Origin of the sequence: Oceanococcus sp. HetDA_MAG_MS8, assembly GCA_019192445.1 — a bacterium.
In the GTDB taxonomy this organism is placed as follows: Bacteria; Pseudomonadota; Gammaproteobacteria; order Nevskiales; family Oceanococcaceae; genus MS8.
The window spans coordinates 92,076-118,629 of record JAHCMK010000008.1; the positions used below are offsets into that span (position 1 = coordinate 92,076).

The 26,554-nt window shown below is 58.0% G+C and carries 23 protein-coding genes and 1 tRNA gene; 5 read left to right on the forward strand and 19 right to left on the reverse strand.

Annotated elements, in window-relative coordinates:
* Nucleotides 1–47 precede the first annotated feature (47 nt).
* Nucleotides 48–1,535, reverse strand: coding sequence for a lysine--tRNA ligase (gene lysS, locus KI787_13315; GenBank protein MBV6630929.1), 1,488 nt, complete (start codon nt 1,533–1,535; stop codon nt 48–50).
* Nucleotides 1,535–2,630 (reverse strand): peptide chain release factor 2 gene (prfB, locus tag KI787_13320; protein MBV6630930.1). Its coding sequence is split into 2 segments (ribosomal slippage): nt 1,535–2,557 and nt 2,559–2,630, totalling 1,095 coding nucleotides; the frame shifts between segments, so codons are not numbered across the junction. The genes lysS and prfB overlap by 1 nt, the downstream gene beginning before the upstream one ends.
* A gap of 190 nt (nt 2,631–2,820) precedes the next feature.
* On the opposite strand from prfB, the gene KI787_13325 reads away from it, so the two are divergent.
* Nucleotides 2,821–4,173, forward strand: coding sequence for an OmpA family protein (locus KI787_13325; GenBank protein MBV6630931.1), 1,353 nt, complete (start codon nt 2,821–2,823; stop codon nt 4,171–4,173).
* A 153-nt stretch (nt 4,174–4,326) separates the two neighbouring features.
* Nucleotides 4,327–5,415 (forward strand): OmpA family protein, encoded by a 1,089-nt coding sequence (locus tag KI787_13330; protein ID MBV6630932.1) that lies wholly within the window; start codon nt 4,327–4,329, stop codon nt 5,413–5,415.
* Nucleotides 5,416–5,719: 304 nt separating this feature from the next.
* On the opposite strand, the gene KI787_13335 is transcribed toward KI787_13330, so the two are convergent.
* Nucleotides 5,720–6,739 carry a fructose-bisphosphate aldolase class I gene (locus KI787_13335; protein ID MBV6630933.1) on the reverse strand — a complete coding sequence of 340 codons (1,020 nt, stop codon included), beginning with the start codon at nt 6,737–6,739 and terminating at the stop codon, nt 5,720–5,722.
* Nucleotides 6,740–6,825: 86 nt separating this feature from the next.
* Nucleotides 6,826–6,915, reverse strand: a tRNA-Ser gene (locus KI787_13340).
* Between the two features lie 74 nt (nt 6,916–6,989).
* Between KI787_13340 and pdxH the strand changes: the two genes are divergently transcribed.
* Nucleotides 6,990–7,619 carry a pyridoxamine 5'-phosphate oxidase gene (gene pdxH, locus KI787_13345; GenBank protein ID MBV6630934.1) on the forward strand — a complete coding sequence of 210 codons (630 nt, stop codon included), beginning with the start codon at nt 6,990–6,992 and terminating at the stop codon, nt 7,617–7,619.
* 69 nt (nt 7,620–7,688) lie between these two features.
* Here pdxH and KI787_13350 read toward each other — a convergent pair whose 3' ends face one another.
* Nucleotides 7,689–8,180: a dihydrofolate reductase gene (locus KI787_13350; GenBank protein MBV6630935.1), complete on the reverse strand. Its 492-nt coding sequence runs from the start codon at nt 8,178–8,180 to the stop codon at nt 7,689–7,691.
* 136 nt (nt 8,181–8,316) lie between these two features.
* Here KI787_13350 and KI787_13355 point away from each other — a divergent pair, with 136 nt between their 5' ends.
* Nucleotides 8,317–9,669: a deoxyribodipyrimidine photo-lyase gene (locus KI787_13355; protein ID MBV6630936.1), complete on the forward strand. Its 1,353-nt coding sequence runs from the start codon at nt 8,317–8,319 to the stop codon at nt 9,667–9,669.
* A 63-nt stretch (nt 9,670–9,732) separates the two neighbouring features.
* The gene (locus KI787_13360; GenBank protein MBV6630937.1) at nt 9,733–11,400 is read left to right on the forward strand and encodes a glutamine--tRNA ligase/YqeY domain fusion protein; all 1,668 of its coding nucleotides are present in this window, start codon (nt 9,733–9,735) and stop codon (nt 11,398–11,400) included.
* A gap of 64 nt (nt 11,401–11,464) precedes the next feature.
* Here the strand turns inward: KI787_13360 and KI787_13365 are convergent, their stop codons facing one another.
* The 14 genes from KI787_13365 to aspS form a co-directional block, all read right to left on the reverse strand.
* Nucleotides 11,465–12,832, reverse strand: coding sequence for an FAD-binding protein (locus KI787_13365; GenBank protein ID MBV6630938.1), 1,368 nt, complete (start codon nt 12,830–12,832; stop codon nt 11,465–11,467).
* A 321-nt stretch (nt 12,833–13,153) separates the two neighbouring features.
* Nucleotides 13,154–14,539 (reverse strand): cysteine--tRNA ligase, encoded by a 1,386-nt coding sequence (cysS, locus tag KI787_13370; GenBank protein ID MBV6630939.1) that lies wholly within the window; start codon nt 14,537–14,539, stop codon nt 13,154–13,156.
* Nucleotides 14,540–14,577: 38 nt separating this feature from the next.
* Complete coding sequence (locus KI787_13375) at nt 14,578–15,072, reverse strand: phosphatidylglycerophosphatase A (protein ID MBV6630940.1); 495 nt, start codon at nt 15,070–15,072, stop codon at nt 14,578–14,580.
* The gene (gene thiL, locus KI787_13380) at nt 15,069–15,998 is read right to left on the reverse strand and encodes a thiamine-phosphate kinase (protein MBV6630941.1); all 930 of its coding nucleotides are present in this window, start codon (nt 15,996–15,998) and stop codon (nt 15,069–15,071) included. The genes KI787_13375 and thiL overlap by 4 nt, the downstream gene beginning before the upstream one ends.
* Nucleotides 15,982–16,461: a transcription antitermination factor NusB gene (gene nusB, locus KI787_13385; GenBank protein ID MBV6630942.1), complete on the reverse strand. Its 480-nt coding sequence runs from the start codon at nt 16,459–16,461 to the stop codon at nt 15,982–15,984. Before nusB ends, thiL begins: the two co-directional genes overlap by 17 nt.
* Nucleotides 16,454–16,933 carry a 6,7-dimethyl-8-ribityllumazine synthase gene (locus KI787_13390; protein MBV6630943.1) on the reverse strand — a complete coding sequence of 160 codons (480 nt, stop codon included), beginning with the start codon at nt 16,931–16,933 and terminating at the stop codon, nt 16,454–16,456. Before KI787_13390 ends, nusB begins: the two co-directional genes overlap by 8 nt.
* The gene (ribB, locus tag KI787_13395; GenBank protein MBV6630944.1) at nt 16,920–18,068 is read right to left on the reverse strand and encodes a 3,4-dihydroxy-2-butanone-4-phosphate synthase; all 1,149 of its coding nucleotides are present in this window, start codon (nt 18,066–18,068) and stop codon (nt 16,920–16,922) included. Before ribB ends, KI787_13390 begins: the two co-directional genes overlap by 14 nt.
* The gene (locus tag KI787_13400; GenBank protein ID MBV6630945.1) at nt 18,065–18,670 is read right to left on the reverse strand and encodes a riboflavin synthase; all 606 of its coding nucleotides are present in this window, start codon (nt 18,668–18,670) and stop codon (nt 18,065–18,067) included. Before KI787_13400 ends, ribB begins: the two co-directional genes overlap by 4 nt.
* A gap of 13 nt (nt 18,671–18,683) precedes the next feature.
* Entirely contained in the window at nt 18,684–19,712 is a 1,029-nt protein-coding gene (gene ribD, locus KI787_13405) for a bifunctional diaminohydroxyphosphoribosylaminopyrimidine deaminase/5-amino-6-(5-phosphoribosylamino)uracil reductase RibD (GenBank protein MBV6630946.1), read from the reverse strand.
* 17 nt (nt 19,713–19,729) lie between these two features.
* Complete coding sequence (gene nrdR, locus KI787_13410) at nt 19,730–20,233, reverse strand: transcriptional regulator NrdR (GenBank protein ID MBV6630947.1); 504 nt, start codon at nt 20,231–20,233, stop codon at nt 19,730–19,732.
* Between the two features lie 23 nt (nt 20,234–20,256).
* Nucleotides 20,257–21,522: a serine hydroxymethyltransferase gene (locus tag KI787_13415; protein MBV6630948.1), complete on the reverse strand. Its 1,266-nt coding sequence runs from the start codon at nt 21,520–21,522 to the stop codon at nt 20,257–20,259.
* A 70-nt stretch (nt 21,523–21,592) separates the two neighbouring features.
* The gene (gene nadA / locus KI787_13420) at nt 21,593–22,699 is read right to left on the reverse strand and encodes a quinolinate synthase NadA (GenBank protein MBV6630949.1); all 1,107 of its coding nucleotides are present in this window, start codon (nt 22,697–22,699) and stop codon (nt 21,593–21,595) included.
* Between the two features lie 198 nt (nt 22,700–22,897).
* Nucleotides 22,898–24,679 (reverse strand): hypothetical protein, encoded by a 1,782-nt coding sequence (locus tag KI787_13425; GenBank protein ID MBV6630950.1) that lies wholly within the window; start codon nt 24,677–24,679, stop codon nt 22,898–22,900.
* Nucleotides 24,676–26,478: an aspartate--tRNA ligase gene (gene aspS, locus KI787_13430; protein ID MBV6630951.1), complete on the reverse strand. Its 1,803-nt coding sequence runs from the start codon at nt 26,476–26,478 to the stop codon at nt 24,676–24,678. The genes KI787_13425 and aspS overlap by 4 nt, the downstream gene beginning before the upstream one ends.
* Between the last annotated feature and the right edge of the window lie 76 nt (nt 26,479–26,554).

Below are 26,554 nucleotides of genomic sequence, written 5' to 3' on the forward strand. Positions count from 1 at the left end.
AGCTCAGGATTTGAGCCCCGGTGGCAACCGAATTTCACAAGGTGAGGTTAACCTGCCGGCTGCTCTGGACGCAGCTGCGGGAACAACAACACATCACGAATGGATGGCGCATCGGTGAGCAACATCACCAGACGGTCGATACCGATGCCTTCTCCGGCCGTTGGGGGCATTCCGTACTCCAGAGCGCGAACATAATCGGCATCGAAGTACATCGCCTCATCATCCCCCGCGTCCTTGGCTTCAACTTGGGCCTGGAAGCGCGCTGCCTGATCTTCGGCATCGTTGAGCTCAGAGAACCCATTAGCGATTTCCCGCCCCGCAATGAAGAGTTCAAATCGATCCGTCAGTTCGCGGTTGGAATCGGACGAACGGGACAATGGAGAGACTTCAGCCGGGTAGCCATAAACAAAAGTCGGTTGCAACAAGCGATGCTCTACCGTCTCTTCAAACAGCTCTAGCTGAAGTTTGCCCACACCACCGGAGGGCACTTTCAGATTGCGCTCCTTCAATGCGGCCTCCAAGACCTCGCGGCTCTCTAAGTCGGCCTGCGCCAAGTCGGGATTAAATTCGCGAATGGCTTCACGTAAGTCCAGCCGCCGGAAGGTCGCGCCAAAGTCGATGGCCTCGCCCTGGTAATTCACCACCGTGGTGCCAAGCACATCACTACAGATGCGCCGTAATAAACCCTCTGTGAAAGTCATCAGGTCTTCGAAATCGGCCCAGGCGCAATAGAACTCCACCATGGTGAACTCGGGGTTGTGCCGCGTGGAGAGTCCTTCATTGCGAAAGTTGCGATTGATCTCAAATACCCGATCAAAGCCGCCAACGATTAATCGCTTCAAATACAGCTCTGGTGCAATACGCAGGTACATTTGCGTATCAAGCGCGTTGTAATGCGTGCTAAACGGCCGTGCCGCCGCGCCGCCAGGTAGCGGATGCAGCATCGGCGTTTCCACCTCTAGGTAGCCGGCCTCCTCAAAAATGCGGCGCATGCTGCCAATAACCCGGGAGCGCACCTTGAATTGATCCCGAACCTGGGGATTCATAATCAGGTCTACATAGCGCTGCCGGTAGCGCGTTTCGGTATCCGTGAGTCCCGCCCATTTTTCGGGCAGCGGACGCAAGGACTTCGTCGCGAGCTCCCAGCTCTCGACGCGGAGCGTGAGCTCGCCAAGCTTGGTGCGGTAAAGACTACCGCGCACCCCGATGATGTCACCGATGTCCAGGGCCTTGAAGGCTTTATAGTTATCGACGCCGAGCTGGTCCCGCTCAAAACTGATCTGCAAGCGTCCGGCGCTATCTTGTAGCTGGCAGAAACTGAGCCGCCCCATGACGCGTTTAAGCATCAGGCGCCCGGCGAGTGCGAATGTCCCCGCAGCCTCTAGCGCCTCGGCGTCCGCCTCAGAAAACCGTTCACTGAGCTCCAGCGTGGTTGCATCGGGCCGCCAGCCATTGGGAAACAAAAAACCTTGCTCACGCAACTGGGACAGCTTCTCCCGACGCGCTGCAATGAGTTTATTGTCCTGTTCGGCCATTACAGGCCCTCCTTTAAACTGGCTTCGAGAAACATATTGAGATCGCCGTCCAACACGGCTTGGGTATTCCCCACTTCTACACCTGTGCGCAGGTCTTTGATGCGGGACTGGTCCAACACGTACGAGCGAATCTGACTGCCCCAACCAATATCCGACTTACTATCTTCGAGCTCCTGAGCAGCCGAGTTGCGTTTTTGCATCTCCAGCTCATAGAGCTTGGCCTGCAACTGCTTCATGGCCGAGGCCTTGTTTTTGTGTTGGGAACGGTCGTTCTGGCACTGCACCACGATGCCAGACGGCATATGAGTGATCCGCACGGCAGACTCGGTGCGGTTCACGTGCTGACCACCGGCGCCAGACGCCCGATACACATCGATGCGCAGGTCTGAAGGATCAATGTCGACTTCAAAACTGTCATCGATCTCCGGCGCAACGAATACCGCGGCAAAGGAGGTATGCCGACGAGCGCCGGAATCAAAGGGGGATTTACGAACCAAGCGGTGAACGCCTGTTTCCGTACGGAGCCAGCCATAAGCGTAATCCCCGCGCATATGAATGGTGGCGCTTTTGATCCCAGCAACCTCACCGGCGCTGACCTCAATGAGCTCGACGTCTAAACCTTGGCGCTCGCCCCAGCGCAAGTACATGCGCAGTAGCATCTCCGCCCAATCCTGGGCTTCGGTACCACCACTACCCGCCTGAATGTCCACATAGGCACTGGCAATATCCTGCTCGCCGGAGAACATCCGGCGGAACTCTAACTGCGCGACCAAGTTCTCGACCGTATCCAGCTCAGCGATAACGTCCTCTATGACAGAAGCATCATCGTCCGCCATAGCCATATCGAATAGCTCACTCGCATCGCTCAGGCGCTGAGTGGACTCGCGCAGGGGCTTGACCTGCGCTTCAACGCGCGCCAGCTGCCGGCCCACCTCTTGGGCTTTGTCGGGATCATTCCAAAGCTCCGGATCACCCTGCTCCGCCTGCAACTCTTCCAGCTGTTCGACGAGTTGAGGGTAGTCAAAGGTAGCCCCGCAAGGCGTCTATGCGTCCTTGCAGGGCTGTCATTCTCTCTTTTATCTGGCCGGTTTCCATGGTCTTCTCAGCTGGAGTCTGGGGTGTGCTGCTGCACCGCCGGCGCATCAACACTGCTCACTGACACCCGCAATATCTGTCAGGCCGCGTATAGTAGGGGAGTGGGCGCCGTTTCGCTGACAATCAGCGGACACTTGGGGGCGCAACGGTCGAAGAATTCGGTGACATTTTGGGGAGCACGACAACAATCATGCGGCGATTGATTACCCTGATGGGCCTGTGGGCAACAGTGATGAGCGTGCCGCTGTGGGCCCAGGACGAGCAACGTGACCAGCGTTTCTACATCGGTGCACAGGCACAATATTGGATTGTTGACGAGGATCGGCGCCTTGACGACGCTACAGGGTACTCCCTGAGCCTAGGCAAGATACTCGGACGAGGCAGTAATCTCGAGTTCAGCGCCGACTTCGTCCGTACATCTCCTGATGCCGACGCTGAGTCCGACACCCTCCTGCAGTCTCTGGGCCTAGGCTTGGTCATGTTTCCTAGCCGCGACACTCTTCCCTGGTACGTACTAGCGCGCTATGCCCGCGGCAACACACGCGTCAACGAAGACTCTGCCAATGAAGAGGAATTTGAGTCCGACCAGTTCGACCTGGGTTTAGGCTATCTGCTGGGCCTGGGCAATTGGCCAGTTTTCGGCAACGGCCCTGCCCTCCGTTTTGAAGCACGCTACCGCTTCGACAAATATCGTGAGAGCGAGGCCCGCGGTTACTCTGCCGCAATCGGAATCGACGAGCAGCGCAGCTTCCACGATTATCTTATTGGTGTCGGCATCCAGGTGCCCATCGGCCCGGACCCAAATGCGCGCAAGCCATTGGAAGAGCGCGAAGCCAGTGAGGTTGTTGTTGTTCCGGTCAGCGATAGCGATGGTGATCAGATACCCGACAACCAAGATCAATGCCCAAACTCCCCGGCTGGTAGCCGGGTTGACGTCAACGGCTGCGAGCGTGACGATGACAACGACGGCGTAGCGAACTCGGCGGACTCTTGCCCCAATACCCGTGAAGGCGCGCCGGTAGATGGCCGAGGCTGCGCGCCAGACGCTGACCAAGATGGCATCTTGAACACTCAAGACGCCTGCCCCGACACACCACGTGGCGCTCCGGTTCTGGCCGATGGCTGCGCGATTGCCGGTGATTGCCGCACCCCGCAGCCCGGTCAAGCCATTGATGGACGCGGCTGCGCTGCGCAAGATGGTCTGATACTCAAGGGAGTGAACTTTGTGGTCAATTCCAGTGACCTCACCGCTGCCGCGCAACGTCAACTAGACCGTGTAGCCGGCGCTCTCGCTGGCAGTCGGGGCCTGAGTTTCGAGGTCGCTGGCCACACGGACAACAGTGGCGATGCTCAAGACAACCTCAAACTATCAGAAGCCAGAGCCATCGCAGTGAAGAACTACCTCGTTGATCAGGGTGTAAGCGCGTCCATGCTCCGGGCACGTGGCTATGGCGAACAACAACCGATTGCCAGCAACCAAACGGCCCGAGGCCGTGAGATCAATCGACGAGTGGAATTAAGAACACAACCCGTCAAAAGGTAGGCTTCGATTGGCGAACCATCCACAAAAATGAGTAATGAAATTGGTAAGCGTGAAAAACAAACGTATACTCTCCGGCATAGGTCAAAACACACTTGGGAGTTCGAAACCATGATGACGATGCGTGCAGTCCTGCCGTTGGCTGGAGCGCTGCTAATGACGAGTTTGCCTTCAATGGCGTCGGCTGCGGATGGCGGATGGAGCCTACTGGGCTTTGGACAGTTCACCAATGCAGACGATAGAGGCCCGTCTACCGACGAGGGTATTGGCTTCCGAATTGGACTGGAAAAAGAAATCTCTTCCTGGTTGGCCTTACAGGGATACATGGGCTACCAGGAATTTGAGGCTGATTCTGCCGGAGGACTCTCTCAGGATGAGTATGCTGCGGGTCTGGACTACAAGTTCAACGTCATCCCAAAGCTAGGCAAACTTGAGCCTTTCCTCATCGCAGGCATCGGGGTTGCAAGAACTGCTGACGTCACAGCGCCGAATTCCGTGTCGAACGATTTATTTTGGCAGGCCGGTGCTGGTGCGAGCTACCGAATCAGTGACTCCCGGTTCAAGCTCACAGGCGACATCAAACACCGTGCCTTGTACTTTGACGAGAATAGAGGCCAACAAGACCCTCATGAAGAAATTCTGAGCCTTGGTGTTTCTTACGATCTCGGCGCTCCACCTAAGGTCATCGTGGTTGGCGCTAAAAGCGCAGATGGTGACGCTGACTCGGATGGAGTTCCTGACAGCTTAGATCGCTGCCCAGGAACAGCTCCAGGGACAGCCGTTGATGCCTATGGCTGCGCCGTTAGCAGTGTCGGTGACTCAGACGGCGACGGCATTCCGGATAACATGGACCGCTGCCCGAACACTCCTGCTGGAACTCCAGTCGATGGCGAGGGTTGCCCGGCGCCTGAAACCGTAGTCATTTACTTCGCCTTCGATTCTGCCGAACTCAATGGCGCCGCCCGCAAGGCGCTGGACGTAGTCGCAAGCAACCTCGCCCAACGGAGTTACGTTGTGGCTATTGCAAACGGGCACGCGGACCGTACTGGTACTGAGGCGTACAACCAAGACCTATCGCAGCGGCGGGCCAAAGCTGTCGCTTCTTACCTCAGTGCTCAAGGCGTTGCAGATAATCAACTCCGTACCCGTGCCTTCGGTGAAACCCGCCCTGTGAACGCTGGAGAAACGCCAGAACAACGCGCACGCAACCGTCGGGTAGAAATCAACCTGGTTGAAGAGCGCTAGTAAACGCTCAGCGCTAATCAGCGCTCAGATTAGAAGCCGCCCCTCGGGGCGGCTTTTTTGTGCGTATCGTTATATAGCTGGCAACTCGGCCCCGCGAAGCTGGCCGCTTACGCAAAACCATCCTCCGCGGCATGAGAATGGCCTTCCCTGCTTGAGAGGCAATACGGCGGTGGGCATAGGCGTTTCGCGCAGGGCCACGCGCATGGTCTTAGGCGTCCTTTGATGCCTGAGCCTGAGTCGTGCTCACAAAAAAGGGGGCCGAAGCCCCCTTTTGAGTGTTACTGTAAGATGACAGCAGGCATCCCTACTGAGCAGCCTCCATATCGGCGGAGTATTCGCCGCGAACCGCTGCAGAGTTGCATCTGGCGCGATGCGCAAAGGCCGTTTGTGCTGCCTGCACATTCTCCGATTGACCGCACCAAGCCTTGAGGGCACTGGCCTGCAGGGCACGGCCATAAGAGAAGGACAGTACCCAGGGGTGATCCCCAAGCTTGTTCATGGCATCCAAGTGCGCCGTCGCTAGCTCATCGGACTGTCCACCTGAAAGGAATACGATGCCAGGCACAGCGGCGGGCACATAACGCTTCAAGGTACGTACGGTAGCGGCAGCGACAGCCTCTACGTCCGCCTGTTCAGGGCAATCACTGCCGCTGATGACCATGTTGGGCTTAAGCAACATGCCTTCTAAAGCAACGCCCTGAGCATCCAACTGCGCAAAAACCGCGCCAAGCGTTGCACTGGTGACGTCTTCGCACACATCAATGCTGTGGTCACCATCCATGAGCACTTCAGGCTCCACGATGGGGACAATGCCCTGTTCTTGGCAAAGGGCGGCATACCGCGCAAGAGCGTGAGCATTGGCCTCAATACAGGCTCCAGTGGGAAGCTCGTCACTAATGCGAATCACCGCACGCCACTTAGCAAACCTAGCGCCGGCCTCCCTGTAGGCCTGCAAACGCTCGCGCAAACCATCCAAACCCTCTGTGATGGTCTCGCCCGGGCATAGCGCCATGGGCTTAGCGCCCTTGTCGACCTTAATGCCCGGGATCACGTCACGGCTGGCCAACAGCTTTGGAAAAGGCGTGCCGTCGGAGCTCGCTTGATAAAGAGTTTCTTCGAACAAGATGACACCGCTGATGGTTGATTCCAAATCGGGAGCGGTGAACAACATATCCCGGTAAGCCCGGCGATTTTCTTCCGTAGACTCAAGGTCAATACTCGCGAAACGCTTGGTGATGGTGCCGGTGCTTTCATCGGCAGCCAAAATACCGCGCGAAGCATTCACCAAAGCGCGAGCAGTGCTGTTCAGCTCCTCGAGGTTCATCAGGGCTCTCTCCTAAAAATCGTAGTTGTCGGGCGTGATTCAAAATCGCCAGGCGGTCGCGTTTCACCAGTGGCGCTAAGCCAAACTGGCGGAGAGGGTGGGATTCGAACCCACGAAGGGCGTAAACCCTTGGCGGTTTTCAAGACCGCTGCATTCAACCGCTCTGCCACCTCTCCGACCTGGACCGTAACGGCGCGGTCGCCGTCAGGCGGCATAGAATACCTCTATCGCTCGTAAATTTCGAAGTCTTATGTCCAGAACGATCAACCGCCTGAATGAAGAACGCTTTGAAAACCCGCCAGAACAGCCGTTTTCATGGGTTCAGGACTGGTTAGAGCAAGCGAAAACCGCAGACCTACTCGAGCCCACTGCGATGAATTTAGCCACCTTGGATGCGCAAGGGCGGCCGGCGAACCGGGTAGTGCTGTGCAAAGGCTTTGCCGACAACGAAGTGCACTTCTACACCAATTACAGTGGCCGCAAGGGTCAGGAGCTGCTCAAAACGCCCACAGCAGCCTTGTGTTTTTGGTGGGATCAATTAGATCGGCAAATTCGACTGCAGGGTCGGGTACGACAACTTCCAGCGGCCGAGAGCGACGCCTACTTTGCCTCCAGACCCCGTGGCTCTCAGCTGGGGGCATGGGCATCGGATCAAAGCCGGCCCATCGCATCGCGGCGCGCCATGGAAGAGCGCTACGCGCAGATCGAAGAACGCTTCACTGGGGTGGACTCCATCCCCCGCCCTCCGCATTGGGGCGGTTTTGCGCTGAGCGCAGACTGGGTAGAGCTTTGGCAAGGCCAGGCCAACCGCTTTCACGACCGCGTAACCTACACACGGCAAAGCGATGCCAGCTGGAGCATAGAACGCCTGCAGCCCTAATCACGATCTAAGCCGCGGCAAAGGCTCGTACACGGGCGAACTGCAATGTCTGGCACGTCACTGGCTGCATCAGCCCCGGCGCAGCCAGGTTTCAAAGTCCATCGCGTGGGCGTTATTGGCATCGGCCGGATAGTGCTCGCAGCTTAGCCTCTGAAATTCATCCATATTGGGGCGGAACCACGTATCGCCTTCGGGGTTAGCGTGGATTCGCGTCCACTCCAAGCGCTGCACCCATGGCCAGAGCTCGCTATAGATTTGGCCACCACCAATGAGAAAAGCGGAATCACCCAGAAGCTCTCCAAGACCTTGAATGTCACGCACCACATCAACCCCGTCTGCGGACCAGTTCTGTTGACGGGTGAGCACGATGTTGCGCCTGTTCGGCAGGGGCTTACCCAGGCTGTCGAATGTGTTTCTACCCATCACGACCGTGCCGCCTTGGGTCAAGGCTTTGAAATGCTGAAGGTCGGCCGGTTGGCGCCAAGGCATCTGTCCATTGAAACCAATCACATCGTTTTGGGCGCTCGCGACCACAGCGGTCAATGGGGGCAGCTCTATCATGAGTTTGCTCGGTGTAGGAATAAGAACCCATCCGGGGTGCTCAGGGTCGCAAGCTTAGACGAGAAGCTCGACAGGGGTCGGGATTTGGTCATCACTATGGGCGTGGACCATCACAATGAACAACGGAGGATCGAGCATGACTGAAGAGGTAGTGTTGTGGTGGGTTCGGCGCGACATGCGCCTTGACGACAACCCGGCACTGACTTGGGCGGCGCAGCAAGGCTATTGCGTGCAGCCGATCTTTATTCATGCACCGCAGGAAGAAGGCGCCGCAGCAGCTGGCGCTGCAGCGCGTTGGTGGCAACATCAGGCACTCCATAGCCTGCAAGCTCAACTTGCGCAGGAAGATGGGCAGCTTGCCGTGTACTCGGGCGACTCACAATCCTGCTTGCAGCAAGCCATTCGCGACACGGGCGCTGTGGGAGTCATCTGGAATCGGCTCTACGAACCCGCCATCGTGGAGCGCGATGCCAAAGTGAAGAGCATGCTCAAAGATGCGGATTTGCTGGCGCGCTCCCATGCGGCCGCATTGCTCTACGAGCCCTGGACCATACAAACCAAAACAGGAGATCCCTACAAGGTCTTCACCCCATTTTGGAAAGCTTGCATGCGCCTCACAGCGCCCCGCGAGCCCCAGCCCAAAGCCGCGAACCTTGCCTGGGCCAAGCACCAAGGTGCCTGCACCATCGATGACCTGGGCTTAGACCCACAGCATTCTTGGACCAATAGCCTAGCGGCCCATTGGGATGTCTCCGAGGCCGCTGCGCAGCAACGCCTGGAGACATTCCTCAATGGCGCTTTGGACGACTACGCCGAAGATCGCAACAGACCGGACCTGGACGGAAGCTCCGCGCTATCGCCCTATCTCCATCATGGCCAAATTAGCCCCCACCGTGTTTGGGCGCGTGCCCACTCGGCAGACCGCGATGCCGAGAGCACGCGCCGCTTTGTTGCTGAGCTAGGCTGGCGCGAATTCGCACATCACCTACTGTGGCATTTCCCCGACACCCCCCGCACTAACTTCAACAGTCGATTCAATGCCTTCCCCTGGCGCGCCGGCGCTGCTTGTGGCGATGACCTCGAAGCTTGGCAAAGAGGGCAAACGGGCATCGATATCGTGGACGCAGGTATGCGCCAACTGTGGAGCACTGGGTGGATGCATAACCGGGTGCGCATGCTGGTCGGCAGTTTGCTGACCAAGAACTTGGGTATCCACTGGCATGCAGGCGCTGACTGGTTTTGGGACACCTTGGTCGATGCCGACTTGGCGAGCAATACCCTGGGTTGGCAATGGGTCGCTGGCTGTGGCGCGGATGCTGCGCCCTACTTTCGCATCTTCAACCCCGATACTCAGGCTGAAAAGTTCGATCCCGATGGCCGCTACCGTAAACGCTGGCTCAGCCAGCAGCGCCGACCCGACAAACCCATCGTCGATCCTAAGGCCTCGCGGGCGGGCGCCCTCGAAGCCTATGCCCAGGTAAAGGGCTGAAACAGCGCTGGCAGCGATAAATAGTAAAATGCGCGGCTTGCTTCCCACATAGTGCTAGCCAGCATGTCCGTACTGCCCGAACCTCGCCATTTCGTGGAATCCAAAGTTGTTCAGGATATTCAGTCCGGGCAGCTTCCCGAGGGGCCGGTCACGCGCTTTCCACCGGAGCCGAATGGTTTCTTGCATATTGGCCACGCCAAGTCCATCTGCCTGAACTTTGGCTTGGCCCAGCGCTACGGCGGCCGCTGTCATCTGCGTTTTGACGATACCAACCCGGAAAAAGAAGAACAGCAGTACTTAGACGCGATTCAAGAAGACATTCGCTGGCTGGGCTTTGCTTGGGACGGCCCGGTGCGCTACGCCTCTAGCTACTTCGAGCAGCTGTACGCGTGGGCGGAGTACCTCGTCGAACAAGGTTTGGCCTATGTGTGCGACCTGAGTCCGGAGCAGGCACGAGACTATCGCGGCACGCTCACCGAGCCCGGGCGCAATAGCCCCTACCGAGAACGTTCCACAGCCGATAACCTCGACTTATTGCGGCGGATGCGCGCTGGTGAGTTCGAAGATGGGGCGCGTGTGCTGCGAGCCAAGATCGACATGGCGAGCCCGAATATGAACATGCGCGACCCTATTCTGTATCGGATTCGGCATGCTGCACATCACCAAACCGGAAATGCTTGGAGCATTTATCCCACCTACGACTTCGCGCATGGGCAATCGGATGCCATTGAGGGCATCACCCATTCTTTGTGCTCCCTGGAGTTCGAGGATCATCGCCCTCTGTACGACTGGTTGATCGCCCATCTACCGGTACCGGCAACTCCGCGACAAACCGAATTTGCGCGCTTGCAGTTGAACTACACCATCACCAGTAAACGCAAGCTCAAGGCGCTGGTTGATGGCGGTCACGTAAGCGGCTGGGACGACCCCCGTATGCCCACTCTTGCGGGCATGCGCCGGCGTGGATTCCCGGCTGCCGGCATTCGCGCGTTTTGCGAATCAGCAGGTGTAGCACGCGCCAACAGCCTTACAGATATCGGCATGCTGGAAGCGGCTATTCGCGATGAGCTCAACCGCAATGCTCCTCGCGCCATGGCCGTTCTAGATCCCTTAGAGCTCATTATTGAAGACATGGATGCCGAGGCCTGCGAAACCCTGCACGCCGCCCATCACCCAGAGCGCGAAGACCTAGGGTCCAGAGATATTCCTTTTGCGCGCCGGTTATTCATCGAGCGCGAAGACTTTCGCCCTGAGGCGAATAAGAAGTACAAACGTCTGGTACTCGGCAAACGCGTGCGCTTACGTCATGCCTATGTGATTGAAGCCACTGCTATGGACACCGATGATGCCGGCCAGCCCCTGCGGGTTTATGCTCGCCGCATCCCGAACACATTGGGCTGTGACCCGGAGGATGGCGTCAAACCCAAAGGCGTTATCCATTGGGTTGCCGCCGATTACGCGGTGTCAGCACAGGTCCGGATTGTCGATAGGCTGTTCAATGTCGAAAGACCGGATGCCACTGAGGGTGATTTCTTAGAGGCGCTCAACCCCGACTCTTTAGAGGTGAATACGCACTGCATGGTGGAGCCGGCTATCGCCGGTTGTGGCGCGGAGCAGTCCTACCAGTTCGAGCGCTTAGGCTACTTTGTCGCCGACCGCTATGACCATCAGCCGGGGCAGCCGGTCTTTAATCGCAGCATTGCTCTGCGCGACACCTGGAGCCAAAAATAAGCGCGGGGCGAACCACATCTCCCTATCCTTGAGCAGGTATAGGCTGAGTACAGCAGCAGCTTTGCTAAGCCAGAACTAGCATCTCTTTGAGCGGCGCTGTCAGTAGCTTAGCCCCTGGGTCGAGTTCGGCGCGTAAACGTGCGAAATCCTCAAAACGCGGGTAGCGCTCGGCGAAATCTCGGGCCTTTAGGGTGTGCATCTTGCCCCAGTGTGGACGTCCCAAATGCTGTTGTAGCAAAGGCTCTACAGCTTGGAATAAGGGCTTGTGGTCAGCTTGAGCCCACTGGTGTACGGAAATCGCTAATGCGGTGCGCCGATAAAACGGGCTGATCCAACCGGCGTCCGCCGCCACGCTACGCACCTCCAAGGGAAACATGACGTTGATATCCCGTCGCCGGATGGCATCGATGACCTGTGCCAAGACCTCTGCCCCCTGCTCTAGAGGCAGCTCATATTCCATCTCGTTGAAACGTGTACTGCGGGCGCTCGGGAAAATTTCATAGGAGGGGCCCACCCTTCTGCTGTCTGGCAGCACGGCCGTGAGAAGCTGTTGCAGGGGGCCATCCAGGGGACTCACATCGTGGCCCAGCTCTGTCAGCAAAGAGAAAATCTGGTCCTCGGGTATTTCGATACGAGGCTTCGGGGTCACCGCTGCAGTTGTTTCATTCAGCCGCTTCACCAACACCCGGTCACTGTAGGGAAATACGAAGAACTCAAAATGACGGTTATCCCGCAACAGGCTTGATAAATCAGCCAGAACATCTTTGAGGGGGAGGACCTCAATAACCTCCTCCAGCCTGTAGCTAGGGCGGAGCTGTAGCTCTAGCTCGGTCACAATGCCTAATACGCCCAAATGGCAGCTCACAGCCGGCAACCAGTCTGGGTGATCGTTGGCGTTGATCTCAATGAGCTCGCCCTGGGCCGTCAGCAACTGCGCCGCCGTCACCATGGACGAAAAGGAGCCCAAGCTGAGTCCGGTCCCGTGGGTGCTGGTGCCAGTAGCACCGGCCAGCGTCTGCGGATCCACATCGCCCTGGTTACTCAGGGCTAACCCTTGCTCGGCCAACAAAGGGCCTAATTCACGCACGGTTGTTCCCGCACGCAACCGTGCGCGCTGGCGCTGTGGGTTGACGGCGACCAAACCGCGCATATTGTCCAAGTGCACCTGACATCCTGAGGTCGGACACAGAGGCGCAAAAGAGTGACTGGCCCCGACCGGACGAATCGGCCCCGGAGCATTGCGCATCACGGTGCGCAGCTCGGTGAGCGTTTGGGGGTAGACCTGCCAAGCCGGGTTTGCCTGTAAGTGCCCCGACCAGTTCTGCCAGCGCGGCGCGGACATGGCGCTCCAGCCAGGTTGCCAGGATATGGCGGCTGCCATACTTCCCAAGCCGCCCTGCAAGAGCTGACGGCGGTCGATTCCCTTAGGCATGCTGCATCCTCGGCTAAAAAAGACGGGGCGCTAGGCGCCCCGCAACCTCGCAGTTGGTTGGATCAATAGCGGAGGGCAATCATTGCCGGCGCGGTGCGCCAGCAACCCAACTGCGGTCCCTGCATCACAGCAGTTGCGCTAATGGTAACGGAATCTGTTCTGTGCATGCGCGGGCGAGCCGCCGCACGGAGCGCTCGCCGAAACTATCATCGGGCCCTTAAGACCACGGAACGCGAGCCAGGCCTTCGCCACGCGCACGAGCAGTGACATACAGCGGCCTATGGAAGCTCTAGGTCGCCCGAGGGCGCCGCCTGGGAGCGTTTAGCTCTTGCTCCAGCTCGTGCCGTCTGGTCCATCTTTGAGAGTAATACCGGCTTGGCTCAGCTTGTCCCGAATCGCGTCTGCCTGCGCAAAATCACGGGCGGCCCGCGCATCCTGGCGCGCTTGTATCTGCGCCTCCACCCAAGCCACATCCACCGCCGCCGTGTCGCCCTGCAAAACATCTTGTGCCGAGCGCTGAAGCAGGCCTAGTCGTTGCCCAAGCGTTTTGAGCGTATGTGCATAGCTGGCAGCCTTGTCAGTGTCGCCCGCATCCACCGCCGTATTGAGCTGACGTCCTAACCCATGCAGTACTGCTAAGGCATCGGCGGTGTTGAAGTCATCCGCCATCGCCTTATCAAAGCGAGCAACTGCGTTTTCGTCCACGGCGGCCTGCTCCTGGTCACTAGCCCGGTCTAAGGCTGCATAAAGGCGGCGCAGCGAGGTCTGCGCAGCATCCATAGCATCTATTGTGTAAATCAGCGGGCTACGGTAATGGGTGGACAAAATAAAGCTACGAATGGTCTCTCCGTCGTAATGCTCCAAGATGTCGCGAATGGTGCGGAAGTTGCCCAAAGACTTGGACATTTTTTCCTGACCAACCTGGACGAAGCCATTGTGCATCCAGATTTGCGCAAAGCCCTCGCCATGGGCTCCTTCACTTTGCGCAATTTCATTTTCATGGTGCGGGAACTTGAGATCCATACCGCCGCCATGAATATCGAACTGATGGCCCAAGCAGTGGGTGGACATCGCACTGCATTCAATATGCCAGCCAGGCCGCCCTGCACCCCACGGTGAGTCCCAGGCAGGCTCATCCGGCTTGGAGGCCTTCCACAACACGAAATCTAAGGCATCTCGCTTGGCCTCATCGGTTGCGATCCTAGCCCCCACGCGTAGCTCATCCAAGCGCTTGTGGGAAAGCTTGCCGTAGCCAGCAAAGGTATCGACGGCGTAATACACATCGCCATTGTCCGCAGCATAAGCATGGCCACGCTCAATGAGCGTTTGAATCATAGAAATGATCTGCGCCATATGCTCGGTGGCGCGCGGTTCGGCTGAGGCTGGAAGCAACCCCAAGGCCGCGCAGTCCTCATGAAAGCGCGCAATATAGCGCTCGGTCAGTGCTTCGATGCTCTCGCCGTTTTCAGCTGCGCGGCGAATAATCTTATCGTCAATATCTGTCAGGTTGCGGACGTAGCGCACCTTGAAACCCTGTGCTTCTAGCTGCCGAACCACAGCGTCAAAAACCAGCAAAAATCGGGCATGCCCCAGGTGGCAATCGTCATACACGGTTACCCCACACACATACAGCCCCACTTCACCGGGACGGATTGGCTGCAAGGCCATTTTCTGGCCACTGAGGCTATCGTGAATTACTTGCTGCATGAAAACTGCTAATGGTGTGGTTGGCAAAGCGCGTCAGTCTACCCAATCCACTGAAAACACAGCAGGCTGACAGCTGCCGCCATCGCTGCGGCCAACCAGTCATCCAACATAATGCCTAGCCCGCCATGAACTTTACGGTCTACCGCACCTATGGGCCAGGGCTTGGCGATATCAAACACCCTGAAGGCCACGCAGCATAGACCTAAGCCTGCGGCAAGGGTGACCCCCTGCGGCAGCCAATACAGCGCTGCGCAGGTGATTAATTGTCCGGAAATTTCATCCCAGACTATTCCCCCATGATCGTGCACGCCCAGTCGTTTGGCCGCCTGTCCGCAGATGGGAATGCCGACAACAGCAATAACTACACAAGCTAAGGCGTAGAGCCAAGGGTCAAACTGGAGTAACCACGCAGCCAGTGGCAAAGCAACGAAGCTCCCCCAGGTCCCAGGCCCATTTGGCATCAACCCCGCACCACCACCGAAGGCGAGCAACAGTATGGGGTCACGAAAAACTTGCGATGGACGAGGAGTCATGAGAAATGGTTCCAGCCAAGTGGAGAAAGGGAGTCGGTGCGTCCATCAGGCCAGCGCAGATGAACGCCAGGCTGCGCATGCATGTCGCCAATCCGGGTCCAACCAGCAAAGCTGCAATCCCTGGGCGCTGTGGCCACCAATACATAATCATCACCGCCGTGGAGACGGCAATGCCAACGTCGTTGCGGGCTAAGCTGTGGATGCTCCAGAGGCTCCATCGTTTCTAGAACCCGCGCATCCAGGCGCGCTCCGAGGCCACTGGCGGTACAAATATGGCCTAGATCCGCGCTCAACCCATCCGACACATCAATCATGGCGTGGGCCGTGTCGCGCATAGCAGCAACCGCATCCAGGTCTGGCTGCGGTCGATGCAGCGCCTGCTGCCATCCAAGCGGAGCGCGATCACCGAGTTCCAGAGCAGCGGCGGCACGTCCCAACGCTCCGCTAATCCAAATGGCATCGCCGGCACGCGCTTGGGAGCGGCATGGGGGATGTCGATTCGCAGCAGCCCAGCCCAGTGCGGTGATGCTAATCGTCAAGGGGCCACGTGTTGTGTCCCCACCCACCAATGTCATTCCGTAGTGATCCGCGCATGCCTGCAGCCCTGTACTGAAGCCGTGCAGCCAATCGTGATCAAGCTCGGGCAGGGACAAGGCCAGCGTAAAGCCCATAGGTTGGGCCGCCATGGCGAGCAGGTCCGAGACATTGACCGCTAGGCTTTTCCACCCCACGTCTGCAGGCGCCGCCGTTCCATCAAAATGGCGACCGCTGACGAGCATATCGCTGCAGATCACCAAGTGATGACCTGCGGGCGGGGCCACCAGCGCCGCGTCATCGCCATTGCCTACAACAACCTCAGACGACGCTGCCCAAGACTGTTGAAAGTAGCGCCGGATTATTGCGAATTCATCATCCGTTGTACTCATCGGCCCGCACCCGCCGTGCCCAGCGGTCCAAGACACCGTTCACGTACTTGTGCCCATCAGTAGCTCCGAAGATCTTCGCGAGTTCCACAGCCTCATTAATGATGACGCGGGCCGGCAAGGTCCGCTCGTGCTGCAACTCATATCCACCCACCAGCAAAATCGCGCGCTCCATACTGTCCAATTGCACCAGCGGACGGTCCAACTGAGCGTCTAGATCCACTTCTAGCGGCTGTTGTTGCTCCAAGGCACCATGAATCAGCGTTTGCAGATAGGAGCGGTCGGCGTGCCGGAGATGATCATCTGCCAAGGCTGCCAAGACCAGCTCCTGAGCCTGCACGGAATTCATCAGCGCGGAGTAAAGATATTGCACGGCGCCATAGCGCGCGCCGCGGCGCCCACGGGTCGGTCCATTTGGGCGCGCAGGGTCTAAGCCCGGCTCGGAGTTTGTTGTGTTCTCAGTCATCCTGCAGGCTGGCAATAAGTTCAATCATATCGAGCACCGCATTCGCAGCTTCGACACCCTTGTTTTCCGCATTCGGACCAGCTCTCTCTAGGGCTTGCTCCAGGTCGTAGGTAGCCAATACCCCAAAGCCCACGGGGATACCTGACTGTCGACTTAGCTCTGCCACGCCGCGAGCACATTCTCCAGCCACATATTCAAAATGAGCGGTATCGCCCTTGATGACGGCACCCAAAGTGATAACGCCGTCGTAATCTTCATCTTCATCCACGAGGTGGCCGAGCAGTGTGGGAATCTCAAAAGCACCGGGCACGACGAAGTGATCAATGCCCTCTTCACTGACGCCGCGCTCAGTACATGTTGCCATGGCGGCCTCTACCAAGGAGTCAACGACGGTGGGGTTCCACTGCGTGCTGATGATGGCGATACGCGTATCGGCGTGGAAGCTATTCGACACAGGGCTAGTGCTCGTCATTGGGATTCTCCGGGGCGTGTTGGACATATTCGGTGACCTCAAGGCCAAAGCCAGAGACCGCATGCATACGTTTAGGGGCGGATAGAACCCGCATTTTGCGCACACCAATATCGGCCAGTATTTGTGCGCCTATGCCGTAAGTGCGCAGGTCCTGTTCTGGCTCGTCATTGGGCGATTCATCCGCATCCATGGTGGTGCGACCGCCACTGCGTTGCAGGTTGGAAACCGTCTGCACTAAAGCGTGAGGAGTTTCCCACTTGCGCAACACCACCAAGACCCCGCGCCCAGCTTCCGCAATGGTATGCAGCGCGTCACGCACCGGCCAGCCAAACTCTGAGTGGGACACACCCACCACATCGGCCAGTGTGTTGCGCAAGTGCACGCGCACGAGTGTGGGTTCTTCCGGCGAAATTGGCCCTCGCACCAGGGCCATATGGACCGTCTTGTCGACCCGGTCTTCGTACATCATGAGTTCAAAGGGGCCAAACTCGGTTTCTACTTTGGACTGCACCACACGCTCAACGGTGTGCTCATTCGCTAAACGGTAGCGAATCAGGTCGGCGATGGTGCCCAGTTTGATATCGTGCTCGCGCGCGAAGACTTCCAAGTCCGGCCGCCGCGCCATGGTGCCATCTTCGTTGAGGATCTCGACGATCACTGCGGCTGACTCTTTCGCCCCTGCCAACCTCGCGAGGTCGCAGCCAGCTTCCGTATGCCCCGCCCGGTTCAATACACCGCCAGGTTCTGCCATTAAGGGAAAGATATGTCCGGGCTGCACCACATCCTCTGGACGCGCTTCAGGTGCGACGGCTGCCTGGATGGTGCGCGCACGGTCATGGGCCGAAATTCCTGTAGTGACACCCTCAGCCGCTTCAATTGAGACTGTAAATTTGGTGGCATGCGCCGCGCCGTTGTCGTTGACCATCAATGGCAGTCGCAGTTGCCGGCAGCGTTCGCGGGTCAGCGTGAGGCAAATCAGACCGCGACCATAGCGGGCCATGAAGTTCACATCTTCCGGACGCACCTTTTCGGCCAACATGACCAAGTCGCCTTCATTCTCACGGTCTTCATCATCCATGATGATGACCATCTTCCCGGCTTTGAGATCGGCAATAATTTCTTCGGTGCTATTCATACCCGCGTCGCCTCCATCAAGCGCTCCAAATAACGCGCTATTTGATCCACTTCCACATTAATTTGGGTGCCCACTTCCCAGCTGCCAATGGTAGTGACCTGCGCGGTGTGCGGGATGATGTTGACGGTAAACCGCGCACCCTCCACTTGGTTCACGGTGAGGCTCACACCGTCCAAACACACCGAGCCTTTAGCAGCGATGTAACGCGCGAGTTCCGTTGGCACCTCAATTCCCAGCACCCAGCTACGCGCCTCAATCTCGCGCTGTACGACGGTTCCAAGGCCATCAACATGACCGCTGACCAGGTGACCACCGAGTCGGTCATCCGCGCGCAAGGCACGCTCCAAATTCACCGCGGAGCCCGTCTCCACGGCACCCAGCGAGGTACAGCGCAAGGTTTCGCTAGACACATCAGCCACGAAACTGCTGGCGGTCCAATCGCGCGCGGTCAAGCACACCCCATTGACGGCAATACTTTCACCCTCCTCGCCTGGCTCGCCCTGGGCCAGTAGCTGCGTGGCGTCCAAACGCAAGCTGAGGTCATCGCCGTGTGGCTGGACATCGAGTAACTGGCCTTGGGCAGCAACAATTCCGGTAAACATATGTTGTGGTAGTTCAGCTAGCAGGAGCGATGGGGTTGGCCATGATACGGCAGTCATCCCCCAAGCGACGGATGTCAGTGATTTGTAGTTGCAGCCGCTCTTGTAGGTCGCCTAAGGCGGGCAGTTCCACCAAAGGCCGACCTTCACCAATCAGGCTGGGATTGGTATAGATCACCAGTTCGTCTACATAACCACCCCGCAGCCAAGCTGCGGCCATCGTCGGTCCACATTCCAGCAAGACCTCATTCGCCGGCAACTCAGACAAAAACTGAACCACAGTAGCCACATCCCACTGCGCGCCTTGCAGGTGGTGCGTAGGAGCCTGCGCATCGAACACTTTTTGACTGCCATCCAAAATCGCCCGTCTATCAACCACGACGCGTTGGGGTTGTTCATCAACGGCGACAGCGCGCACCGTTAATTGCGCACCATCCGCCAGCACAGTTTGGGCGGAGCTAACGATGGCGCACGCCCGCGCCCTCCAGCGGTGACCGTCACGTCGAGCCGCAGGGCCGGTAATCCATTGACTGCGGCCGTCCGGTAGGGCACTTCGACCATCCATGCTGCCGGCCATCTTCAGCCGAATCCAAGGACGGCCCCGGCGCATGCGCGACAAAAAGCCAACCATCTGAGCCTCGGCGCTCGCCGCCAGCAGCCCGGACTCCGCGCTGAGGCCTGCGGCGCGCAGCGTCGCCAAACCACCACCGGCCTGAGGGCTGGGGTCACGCGCCGCGCAGACCACCCGCGACACACCGGCCTCAATCAGTGCCTGCGCGCAGGGCCCGGTACGACCAGTGTGATTACACGGCTCCAGCGTCACATAGGCGGTGGAGCCCTGCGCCTGCTTCCCCGCTATACGCAAGGCCATGACCTCGGCATGAGGGCCACCCAGGGCTTGGGTTTGTCCCTCACCAACCAAGCGGCCATCAGCAGACACCAAAACGCAGCCCACCCGCGGGTTTGGCCGCGCAGCCCAGGTCGCAGACTCGGCCAAACGCAGAGCCTGCGCCATCCAGCGCGCATCGGTCGCCGAAAAGGCCATAGTGCCCTTGGTACGGACTACTGATCGGCCACCGGCAGCTTCAGCTGCCGGCGAGCCAACTCAGGCGATGGAAAGTTATCGAGTTGGTCGAGCTCGCGGCGGAAGGCATCGACATCTTCGAAGTTTTTATATACCGCCGCAAAGCGCACATACGCAATGTGATCCAGGGCTTGCAACTCGTCCATCACCCAGGTGCCGACCTGCCCCGACGCGATTTCACGCTCACCCGTTGTCCGCAGCTTATGCATCACATGGTTGATGGCAATTTCTACGTCTTCCGGGCTGACCGTAGTCTTGTAGGTGGCATGCTCAATACCACGGCGGAGCTTTTTCTCGTCAAAAGGCTCTGTTTCACCGCCCCGTTTGCGGACCTGAGGCATCACAAGCTCAGCACCCTCGAAGGTCGTGAACCGCTCTGCGCACTCCGGGCATTCCCGACGGCGCCTAACCTGGTAGCCCTCAGCTGCCAACCGGGAGTCCACCACGCGGGTGTCGGGGGCATTACAAAAAGGGCATTTCATCGGGGCGAGGCTCTAGGTCCGGCCTAGCGATAAACCGGGAACTGCCCGCATAGCGCATTCATACGAGCACGAACATCGGTGATCACCGCATCAGCGTCGCCCTTTTGCAAAGCGTCCAACACATCACAAATGGCTTCGGCCACTTGGACCATTTCCTGCGTGCCGAAGCCGCGCGTAGTGGCAGCCGGGGTGCCAATGCGCAAGCCCGAAGTCACAAAGGGGGAGCGATCATCGTTAGGAACAGAGTTTTTATTCAGGGTGATATGCGCCGCGCCCAGGGCCTCTTCGGCGTCTTTGCCAGTGACTTCTAAGCCCAACAAGCTGAGCAGGAACAGGTGATTGTCCGTGCCGCCAGACACCACCTGATAACCGCGTGCAATTACGACTTCAGCCATGGCGCGCGCGTTTTCGACAACGGCCTGTTGGTACGCCTTAAACTCTGGCGCCAAAGCCTCGGCGAAGGCCACGGCCTTAGCGGCAATGACGTGCATGAGTGGCCCGCCCTGCTGACCAGGGAACACCGCGCTATTGAGCTTTTTGTAAAGCTTTTCATCGCCGCAAGCCGACAGAATCAAGCCGCCGCGAGGGCCGCGTAATGTTTTATGCGTCGTGGTGGTGACCACGTGCGCATGCGGCACAGGACTGGGATAAACGCCACCGGCCACCAGACCAGCGATATGCGCCATATCCACCATGAAATAGGCCCCAATTTCATCGGCGATAGCGCGCATTTTGGCCCAATCGACCACGCGGGAATACGCGGAAAAACCGCCAATGAGCATTTTGGGCTTGTGCTCCAGCGCCGCTTCGCGAATGCTGTCGTAATTCAACTCACCCGTAGCCGGGTCCAGCTCGTAGGGAACTGGGTGGTACATGCGCCCCGAAAAGTTCACCGGCGAGCCGTGCGTCAAATGCCCGCCATGTGGAAGTGACAACCCCATGAAGGTATCGCCTGGGGCCAGCAGGGCCATAAATACAGCCGCATTGGCCTGCGCACCGGAGTGGGGTTGGACATTGGCGAAGTCGCAGTCAAACAACTGCTTCACCCGTTCCCGCGCCAAGTCTTCGGCTTCATCCACGAACTCACAACCGCCGTAGTATCGGCGCCCTGGTAAGCCCTCGGCATATTTATTGGTCAGTACTGACCCCTGGGTCTCCATCACCGCGCGGCTGGCATAGTTTTCCGAGGCGATCAGTTCGACATGATCTTCCTGACGCTGCGCTTCGCGCTCAATAATGGCGGCGATATCGGGGTCGGCCTGGCTCAAGCTTTGCTGAAATCTGCTCATGGGGTCCTGCGATCAAATGCAATAGGGTCTGCCCTTTTACGAAAGGGCAAAGGGAAAAGATGCGAATGGCTCAGGCCGAAACCTCGAGCATAAGGTCCAAGGCGGCCTTGGCCTGGGCAGCCATTTGGGGCTCCACCGATATTTGGTTCACGGTCTGGCCTTGCACCAGGTTTTCTAAGGTCCAGGCCAAGTGTTGTGGGTCGGTGCGGAACATGGTGGAACACATGCAGATGACCGGACTCATGAATTGCACCTGCACGCCCTTAGGCGCCATTTCATGGTGGAGGCGATTCACCAAATTCAGTTCCGTGCCCACCAACCAATGCGTGCCAGGCTCCGCGGCCCGTACTGTTTTCAAGATACTTTCAGTGGAGCCCACATAGTCGGACTGCTGACAAACCTCAAAACTATTCTCTGGGTGGGAAATCACCAGACCATCGGGAACTCGCTCGCGGAACTTCTGGATGTGCTCCGGTTTGAACATCTGGTGTACCGAGCAAAAACCTTTCCAGAGAATGAGCTTGGCCTTCTTGACGGCCTCCGGGGTCAAGCCTCCATAGGGTTTGTCAAAGTCCCATACCACCATGTCTTCAAGCGGCATGCCCTGGCGGTAGGCCGTATTTCGACCCAGATGCTGGTCTGGGAAGAACAACACCTTGGGGCGCTGCGCGTATGACCAGTTCAGCACCGCTTCAGAATTGGATGAGGTGCAGACAATTCCGCCATGACGCCCACAAAAGGCTTTTAAATCGGCCGCTGAGTTGATGTATGTGACCGGAGTGACCTGTGCACTGGCGTCCTCTCCCAGCATCTCGGAGAGCTCCGTCCAGCAGCGCTCCACGTTCACCAAATTGGCCATATCGGCCATGGAGCAACCTGCAGCCAGGTCCGGCAGGATGACGGTTTGCTCGGGTCGCGAAAGAATATCTGCAACCTCGGCCATAAAGTGAACGCCGCAGAACACAATGTAATCAGCGTCACTTTGCGCTGCTAGGCGCGACAGCTTCAGCGAATCGCCAGAGATATCTGCATGGGCGAAAACCTCATCACGTTGGTAATGATGGCCCAATATTGTCAGTCGTTCACCCAATGCCGCCTTGGCAGCCACGATGCGCTGCTCGCATGACTCATCGGACAGCGCGTCAAAATCAGTAATGGACAGGGCTTGTGCGCTCATGTCGTGATTGCCTTTTTAAGGGCACCGCAAATGTTCGTATATTGTCGGCGATTCCCGGCCTCGCTGCCATAGCGACGCCTTATGGTGCTCCGGCATCGCTAGGGCATTCTCTATGCTGAGGCCATCAGTTCACGCGCGAAGAAGACCAAAGCTGACAGTTGCCAAGGCCAATCAATGTGCAAAGCGAAGGAAAAAGGCTTATTGCCCACCCTGCTCAGCTTGCGGATTCAATTCCAGCTCTAAGCTAGCCGCGATCACCGAGCCCTGAACCTCTGCGGTGAAGTAGCGCGCACGCACCGTCACGGTCACCGTCTGATCTGTGAGCACGGTGACCAAGCCTTTACGCCCAGAGCCGTTACTAATCCGCGCGAAATCAGACGGTTGTTCCAATTCCCAGACCACTTGCGCCGAAAGATCCTGAGTATCGATCAACTGATCCCCTCGGACGAGTTCACCCAATGCCTGGACGAACACAGATTGATTCTGCGTCAACTCTGCATCGCTGTCGCGTAGGACAAGGTTAAGTGCTCGTAGGGTGACCGCATCTAGAGTTTCTTCACCGTCTTCGGCATCCGGACGACCAATGCTCAGGTCGGTGGTCGCTTCTGGAGGCGTGTCTGCATCCACACCTTCGCCACTGAAGCGCCGCGCCGTGATGTCGATATCTCCCAAATTGGTGATGTTTTCAACACTGCCGTCGATCTCCGCCAAGCGCTGTAGCGGCGCAAAGGCAAAGCCCTTGGAACCAACGGTGTTATTGATGGTAGCGCGCGCCGTGCTGCTGGAAACCCATTGCACATCCTTAGTGACGTCGACATTGCTGAAGTCTCCACCCGGGCCGGAGAAATCTGCGCTGGCGCTAAAGCTCAAACCGCTACCAGGAAGAATGGTCGGGCTGGTTGGTAGGACACGCAGACTCTCCGCCACCAGTTCACTCTCCAATACCCGAACGCTGACCCGGGGCGCGAAGGTCTCATCGCCCTCTTCACTCTCGTCAAGGTTGAATGGTGTGGGGTCGAAGAACACTTCTAAATTGACCTGCCGCGGGAAACTGGGCGGGGTTTCCCCATCCGGCGTGTCTGGCCGAGCAAAGGCACTGATGGTGCCGACCCCGCGCACGCTCGCAAATGCCACGTCTGCGACAGCGTCCCCGTTATCGTCAACGAAGCGATAACCAACCGCCCCTGTGAGGTCGATTTGCGTACCGCTTTCCAAGGTCCCTAAGACCGACACGTCCTTAGACTGATCTAACAAAAGCTCGAGATCGGTGAGAGGCTCTTCGGTAGCACGATCGACCACCTGCAACTGCTGCAGCTCCTCGTCCAAGGCCACGATGGTGCCAGTGGCTTCCTGGCCGCAGAAGTCCACGCTGTAGCGCGCGGTGTATTCCCCAGCCTGGTTAACAGTTGTTGTGCCGAGCACCGGATCGATGACAACCGCTGGCTCTTCAGACTCTGTATCCACTCCGTCAATGCTGTAAGTGCCAACTTGGTTAAAGTCCTGACTGAAAAACCGTTCTCGGCCTTTAATCACCAGGGTATCGACCAACTGGGCATTGCGTCCTACCAAAACGCGGGAGCGAGCCGGGCCCACCTCCAACTGAGTTGGCGTGACGGTGACATCAATCTCGTCGCTGAAGTCCAAATAATCCGCGCGTAAGGTCACGGTTCCCGCCCGCTTAGGCAGCAAAGCGCCGGTTACGAAGAAGCCTTGAGGCGCCTCTAATGTGCCGTCACTAACCTCTAAAATGTCGGTGTCTGAGGAGCTCCACTCCACGCGGCGGACAAAGTCTGCGGCCTGCCCATCGGTAAAAGTCAGTACGGCCTGTGGAACCTGACTGGCACAAGCGAACACTTCGGCATCTTCAGTGACGCCATCAATCCGAATTTCCAGCGTTTGAGGCGCACTTCCGTCGCCAATATCGCACCCAGCCAGCACGCAGGCACTCGCGGCAATGAGTAGCTTCCGGGTCAAGCTCATACTTGGGCCTCACCGCCATCAGCCACTTTGGGCTTTTGGCGCAAACGAATATGCAGCTCGCGCAGCTGGCTTTCGCCCACTTCGCCAGGAGCGCTGGTCAGCGGGCAGCTTGCGGTTTGCGTTTTGGGGAAAGCAATCACTTCACGAATGGAGTCCGCACCGCAGAGCAGCATGGCGAGGCGGTCCAAACCGAAAGCTATACCGCCATGCGGAGGGCAACCGTACTTGAGCGCATCGAGTAAGAAACCAAATTTCTCGCGAGCCTCTTCTGGCTCGATGTTGAGCGCATCAAACACCGCCTGCTGCATCTCAGGCTGGTGAATACGAACCGAGCCTCCGCCAATCTCATAGCCGTTGAGCACCATGTCGTAGGCTCGAGCTCTGGCCTGCTCCGGCTGCGCAGTCAGCGTTTGCGCGCTGGGGTCCTGAGGTGCGGTGAAGGGGTGATGCAAGGCCACCCAACGCTTGCTATCGGCGTCGAACTCAAACATGGGCCAATCTTCCACCCAGAGTGGCGCCCACTCGCCTTGGAGCAAATTCAAATCAGCGGCAACTCGATCGCGGAGCGCACCCAAGGCCGCATTCACCGTATCGGTTTTATCGGCCCCAAAGAACAACAGGTCACCAGCTTGGGCTTCGCTGCGTTGCAAAATTCCGTCCAGGGCTGAATCGGGTAGGAACTTGGTGATCGGCGACTGCAGCCCATCACGACCCTGATCTGTGGCGTTGACCTTGATGTAAGCCAAGCCCTTAGCACCGTAACGGCCCACAAACTGGGTGTACTCATCAATTTGCTTACGCGTCAGCTCGGAGCCCCCGGGCACCCGCAGTACAGCAACTCTCCCTTGAGGATCAGCAGCCGGTGCGGCGAAGACCTTGAACTCCACCTCCTGCATGAGGTCAGCGACCTCAACCAGCTGCAAAGGGTTGCGCAAATCGGGTTTGTCACTACCGTAACGCGCCATAGCATCGTCGTAACTCATGCGCGGGAATGGTTCCGGCAATTGCGCACCCGTGGTTTCGCGCACCATCTCCCGAATCATCTCTTCCATCATGGACTTAATCTCTTCCTCGTTCATGAACGAGGTTTCGATGTCCAGCTGAGTAAACTCCGGCTGACGGTCTGCGCGCAGATCCTCATCACGGAAACAACGGGCAATTTGGAAATAGCGATGGCAGCCCCCCATCATCAACAGCTGCTTGAACAACTGGGGGCTTTGCGGCAGAGCAAAAAACCGATGCTCTTGGGTACGGCTGGGCACCAAATAATCCCGCGCCCCTTCCGGTGTGGCTTTGGTGAGAATGGGGGTTTCAATCTCTAAAAAGTCGCGCTGCTCCAAAAAACGGCGCAACGACGAGATCATCTTTGAACGTAGGCGTAGGCGCTGCTGAAACTCCGGGCGGCGCAGCTCTAAGTAGCGATAGCGCAAGCGCACTTCTTCGCTAACATCTTCGTCGTCGATTTGGAAAGGCAGGGCCTCGGCGCGGTTGAGGATGTCCATGCTGTGCACGTAGACCTCAATTTCACCGGAAGGAAGATTGGGGTTCACTGTGCCTTCTGGCCGGGCACGCACCTTGCCCTGAACGGCAATCACCCATTCGTTGCGCAGGCGCTCGGCCTGCGCGAATAGTTCCGCATCATCCGGATCAAAGACCACCTGAGTGATGCCTTGATGGTCGCGCAGGTCCACGAAAATCACACCGCCGTGGTCTCGGCGGCGTTGGACCCAACCCGCCAGAGTCACTTCGGAGCCGATCAGGTTGGCATTAACACTGGCACTAAGGTGAGTACGATCCATCATGAAGTTGTTTTCAGCTTGAGGCCCCGGCGGGACCAGGAAAAAGTCGCGCATTTTAGCAGGCTCACCCATCCTG

Excerpts from the sequence above, each read along its gene's own strand:
- KI787_13390 (MBV6630943.1), bottom strand. The coding sequence starts at position 16,933 with ATGACGAGCACTAGCCCTGTGTCGAATAGCTTCCACGCCGATACGCGT.
- lysS (MBV6630929.1), bottom strand. The coding sequence starts at position 1,535 with ATGGCCGAACAGGACAATAAACTCATTGCAGCGCGTCGGGAGAAGCTG.
- ribB (MBV6630944.1), bottom strand. The coding sequence starts at position 18,068 with ATGAATAGCACCGAAGAAATTATTGCCGATCTCAAAGCCGGGAAGATG.
- KI787_13335 (MBV6630933.1), bottom strand. The coding sequence starts at position 6,739 with ATGAACCTCGAGGAGCTGAACAGCACTGCTCGCGCTTTGGTGAATGCT.
- thiL (MBV6630941.1), bottom strand. The coding sequence starts at position 15,998 with ATGAGTACAACGGATGATGAATTCGCAATAATCCGGCGCTACTTTCAA.
- KI787_13415 (MBV6630948.1), bottom strand. The coding sequence starts at position 21,522 with ATGAGCAGATTTCAGCAAAGCTTGAGCCAGGCCGACCCCGATATCGCC.
- KI787_13360 (MBV6630937.1), top strand. The coding sequence starts at position 9,733 with ATGTCCGTACTGCCCGAACCTCGCCATTTCGTGGAATCCAAAGTTGTT.
- nusB (MBV6630942.1), bottom strand. The coding sequence starts at position 16,461 with ATGACTGAGAACACAACAAACTCCGAGCCGGGCTTAGACCCTGCGCGC.
- KI787_13355 (MBV6630936.1), top strand. The coding sequence starts at position 8,317 with ATGACTGAAGAGGTAGTGTTGTGGTGGGTTCGGCGCGACATGCGCCTT.
- KI787_13350 (MBV6630935.1), bottom strand. The coding sequence starts at position 8,180 with ATGATAGAGCTGCCCCCATTGACCGCTGTGGTCGCGAGCGCCCAAAAC.
- KI787_13400 (MBV6630945.1), bottom strand. The coding sequence starts at position 18,670 with ATGTTTACCGGAATTGTTGCTGCCCAAGGCCAGTTACTCGATGTCCAG.
- nrdR (MBV6630947.1), bottom strand. The coding sequence starts at position 20,233 with ATGAAATGCCCTTTTTGTAATGCCCCCGACACCCGCGTGGTGGACTCC.
- nadA (MBV6630949.1), bottom strand. The coding sequence starts at position 22,699 with ATGAGCGCACAAGCCCTGTCCATTACTGATTTTGACGCGCTGTCCGAT.
- KI787_13425 (MBV6630950.1), bottom strand. The coding sequence starts at position 24,679 with ATGAGCTTGACCCGGAAGCTACTCATTGCCGCGAGTGCCTGCGTGCTG.
- KI787_13365 (MBV6630938.1), bottom strand. The coding sequence starts at position 12,832 with ATGCCTAAGGGAATCGACCGCCGTCAGCTCTTGCAGGGCGGCTTGGGA.
- pdxH (MBV6630934.1), top strand. The coding sequence starts at position 6,990 with ATGTCCAGAACGATCAACCGCCTGAATGAAGAACGCTTTGAAAACCCG.
- KI787_13325 (MBV6630931.1), top strand. The coding sequence starts at position 2,821 with ATGCGGCGATTGATTACCCTGATGGGCCTGTGGGCAACAGTGATGAGC.
- KI787_13375 (MBV6630940.1), bottom strand. The coding sequence starts at position 15,072 with ATGACTCCTCGTCCATCGCAAGTTTTTCGTGACCCCATACTGTTGCTC.
- ribD (MBV6630946.1), bottom strand. The coding sequence starts at position 19,712 with ATGGCCTTTTCGGCGACCGATGCGCGCTGGATGGCGCAGGCTCTGCGT.
- aspS (MBV6630951.1), bottom strand. The coding sequence starts at position 26,478 with ATGGATCGTACTCACCTTAGTGCCAGTGTTAATGCCAACCTGATCGGC.
- KI787_13330 (MBV6630932.1), top strand. The coding sequence starts at position 4,327 with ATGACGAGTTTGCCTTCAATGGCGTCGGCTGCGGATGGCGGATGGAGC.
- cysS (MBV6630939.1), bottom strand. The coding sequence starts at position 14,539 with ATGCAGCAAGTAATTCACGATAGCCTCAGTGGCCAGAAAATGGCCTTG.